The following is a 2,875-nucleotide window of genomic DNA, read 5'->3' as shown; positions in this document are numbered from 1 at the left end:
ACTCACGAGGGATATACTCTCCATAAAAAGCGTTGTTGGTGTTGTGGTAAACCCAATTTAACGCTTTTTATTTTTTATCAAAACCTTTGCAAACTATTGAATAATCCGGTGCAGCTAAAATTTTCAGCTATCACAAAAAGCTCACTCCTCACCTTCAGGCGACGGCTGGTCTCCCCAAGGCACGAACAGCCTCTCTCCGCTTTGCTCCTCTCCATCTTCCTGCTCGCAGGCGCAAGCCTGCACGCCGCCACCATCACCTCCGCGGCCACCGGCAACTGGAGCTCTGGCGCCACCTGGGTAGGCGGCACAGCACCCGTTGCCGGCGACGATGTGATCATCGCCTCCGGCCATACCGTGACGCTCACCGCAGCGGTGAACATCACCACGGGCAATCTCACGGTGACCGGTACGCTGGCACTTGCCGGATTCAACCTCACTGTCGATTCCCTCAGCGGGGCAGACAACATCGGCTCTGCTTCCGGTACGCCGACGCTTACCGCAAGGAGCAACAACAGCAGCACCACCTACTACTCCGGTGTCTACAGCGGATCCGGCGCCCTGCTCACTAAGGCGGGCTCGGGCATACTTATTTACCAGCAGGTTTGGTTTTTAGTACTCGTTTTTTTGTTATTTGTTTTGGGGATGTATTTTTTTGCAAATAGACGGGAGCAGCAGCTGCACTTGGAAAAGGAAATCAAAAAAAACACTCAAAAAATTCAAACAGACGAGGCGATAATTGAGTTGCAAGCGAAAAAACTAGCAGAGTTAAATGCTGAACAAAACCGTTTGTTTGCTACTATGACTCACGAATTGCGCACCCCTTTGATGTTGATAACTAACCCTTTGAATAAGTTTTTGAATAACAATGGTCTCCAAAAAGATGCAAAGGTATTGATCAAGATCGCCATTCGCAATGCTATGCGTTTGAATAAATTGGCTGATGAAATTTTAAGCTTCAGCAGTTCCAGGGTTGAAAAACAATCTATGGAATACAGATCCATCAACTTGCCTTCTTTTTTAGGAGAAATGGTATTGGAATACCAAGAAATTGCCAATCCCAAAAGAATAAAGATCCGGTTTAAAAACTGTAAAGAGGACTCCAACATTGTACTTACTACTGATGAAAAGAAACTGGAAATTCTACTAAGCAACTTGATTTCAAATGCAATAAAATATACAGGCACTAATGGGTGTGTTGAAATTCAAGCATTTAAAGAGGAAGATGCTCAAGTCACTATTCGTATCAAAGATAACGGGCGGGGCATCCACCCCATTGATCAACCTCATATTTTTGAACGGTTTTATCAATCCCAGTTAAAGGATGCGCCTGTTGAAGGAGGCTTAGGGATTGGTTTGTCGGTGGTAAGCGAAGTGGCGGCACTTTTGGGTGGTCGAATCTCTTTTGTAAGCAAATGGGGTGAAGGAAGTACGTTTAGCATTACGCTTCCACAAAATCAAGCTACTACAATTGTTGATCCTTTGCCAACAACTTTTAAAGCAGATTCCAGCGTTTCAACTTCATTAGTTACCTATCAAGGGGACAAACCCCGGGTATTAGTGGTTGATGACAATAGCGATTTGACGGATCTCTTAGATCTTCGTTTAAAACAACATTTCCAGGTGTTTAAGGCATTCAATGGCGAGAATGCACTCGATTTCTTACAATCTAACCCTTTACCTGAGATCATCATTTGCGATATCATGATGCCCATAATGGACGGTTTTCAGTTGGTAGAGTGTTTGAAATCTACTCCTGCTTTTGCGTTTATCCCAGTTCTTATGATAACGGCTCGTTCGGGTGAATCTGACCAACAAAAAGCTTTGATGTTGGGGGTTGACGAATACATCATAAAACCATTTGATGTTGAGGAGTTGTTGCATTTGCTCGGTGGTATGTTGAAACAACGCCCAAAGGCTGATATGGAAGACGACCTATTGGTGCTGTCGGATAACCTAAAAGCAGAGCCGACCCTTCAGTATAGTGCCGATGATATCATTTGTTTGCGCGAGTTTGAAAGGCTTATTTTTGAGCAGTTAGCAGATGCAGATTTTTCAGTTCCTAAACTGGCTCAATCTTTATCGATGAGTAAAAACACCTTGTATCGAAGACTCTATAAACTCACTGGATTAAAACCTCTTGATTGTATCCAGAAGGCGAGGCTAACGCTAGCTCGCAAGCTTTTAGAATCCAGAAATTGTAAAAATATTTCTGAAGTTCTTCAAAAAATCGGCCTTAAGGATGCTGGCGCTTTTTCGGCTGTTTTCAAAAAGCGATATGGTAAATCGCCTGCATCTTATTTTTGATGTAGCGATGATACAAAATAGAGTCGCGACCTAACCGTCATCTTCCAACAATTCTGGGCTTGCCCCTGGCTAACACGAAAACCTGATCTATCTCTTTCCTTTGAAAATCAATTATATATATATATAGTGGGATGTATTTCGATTCTTTTCATCTTTTTTTTAATAATGGGATTTTTACCGATTGGCTTTTTTTGCTTCAACTAACTTCTTATCGTAGCATTGTATTCGAGTAGTATTACTCCTTCCTATTATTACCCCAATTAGACCTAATTTACATAAATCATTCTCTTGAAGTTAACTCTCTTGAGTACTGTATTTCTATGTGTTGGTTTTACCGCCTTGCATGGAAATACTTTCACTGTAAGCAACACCATGAATAGCGTTTGCTGGTATTCCGCCTCGAGGTAGCAAGTTTTTTAATCCCTCGAAGGACACGTTTTATAACTTATCATAATAATGTCGTGAAAAGAAAATTTCCACTCAATCAAATTTGCCTTGCAGGTTCAAATTCTTGTTCCGGTAAGTATCCAGAACGCTTCTTTTTCAGAATAAAGGCTACAACTACCGCCTT

General features: G+C 42.2%; 1 protein-coding gene. It reads left to right on the top strand.

Annotated elements, in window-relative coordinates; translation table 11 throughout:
- Positions 1-2,304 (top strand): ATP-binding protein (locus tag Q0081_RS04180; protein WP_298349696.1); only part of this gene is annotated, 2,304 nt, incomplete at its 5' end.
- Positions 2,305-2,875: the final 571 nt, after the last annotated feature.

The sequence above is a fragment of the Runella sp. genome, from assembly GCF_027484545.1.
GTDB lineage: Bacteria > Bacteroidota > Bacteroidia > Cytophagales > Spirosomataceae > Runella.
The sequence above is the reverse complement of the archived record's forward strand: the minus strand, read 5'-3'. Positions and strand labels throughout refer to the sequence as shown.